This window comes from Patulibacter medicamentivorans (genome assembly GCF_000240225.1).
Lineage (GTDB): Bacteria > Actinomycetota > Thermoleophilia > Solirubrobacterales > Solirubrobacteraceae > Patulibacter > Patulibacter medicamentivorans.
Genome location: NZ_AGUD01000278.1, coordinates 1 through 810, shown reverse-complemented (window position 1 = coordinate 810; position 810 = coordinate 1). Strand labels below are relative to the sequence as shown.

Genomic DNA, 810 nt, shown 5'->3' with positions numbered 1-810 from the left:
GACGCGAGCGGTCGCCCGGGTCGAGCGCCACGTAGACCGCGCCGGCGATCCCCCGCAGGCGCACCGCGGCGCGGGCGTCGCGGCCGATCGGGCCGTCGTCGAGGGCGAGGGTCACCAGCGCCCCCGGCCGGCCGCCGCGCGAGCGGTCCGCCGCGACCCGCCGGACGGTGCCGGCGCGCTGCCCGGCGATCCGCACGTCGTCGCCGTCCTTCAGCAGCGGCGCGTCGCCGGGGACGCTGATCCGGACCTCGTAGGGATCGGACAGCGGACCGCCGTCGATCGCGACCGTCGACAGGTACGCGATCGCGGCCAGCACGGCCACGACGAGCAGCCCGAGCAGCAGGTCGCGGCGCCGGCGGTCCTGCGCGTGCGCGGGGCGACGGCGGCTCATCGGTCCCTCCCGAGGGCCTTCAGCAGGCAGCCGGGCTCGATCGGGACGCCGAACGCCTCGCACGAGAAGACGGCGGCGCCGCGCCAGTAGTTGCGGGCGGGGTCGGCGAACGGGTCGCCCAGCTGGGTTCCCGGCTCGGCTCCCTGGTCGGTGAAGTTGACGAAGAAGCCCTTGGAGATCGCCGGCGCCGCGTCCTGCACCGCCGCCAGCGCGCGGTCGAGGTCGGGCGCGATCGCGGCCGCCGTCCGCAGCCCGGCGCCCAGCGAGGTGAACGTTCCCTCGCGCCCGACCAGCGCGCCGCGCAGCTGGCGCAGCGTCGGCGCCAGGTCGTCCGATGCCCGCCGGGCCTGGCGGAGGAACGGCCGCAGGCGGGTCGCCGCGGTGCTCAGGCCCGGCGCGAGCGCCCGCAGGTCGCGGGC

At 78.4% G+C, this 810-nt stretch carries 2 protein-coding genes; both read right to left on the bottom strand.

The genetic code is table 11. The features are described 5' to 3' along the window. On the bottom strand, window positions 1-391 hold a 391-nt coding region (locus PAI11_RS19420; RefSeq protein ID WP_040601054.1), incomplete at its 3' end, for an MlaD family protein. Then, window positions 388-810, bottom strand: a 423-nt coding sequence (locus PAI11_RS27525) for a hypothetical protein (RefSeq protein WP_040601053.1), incomplete at its 5' end; no start/stop codon positions are given. The genes PAI11_RS27525 and PAI11_RS19420, both read right to left, overlap by 4 nt.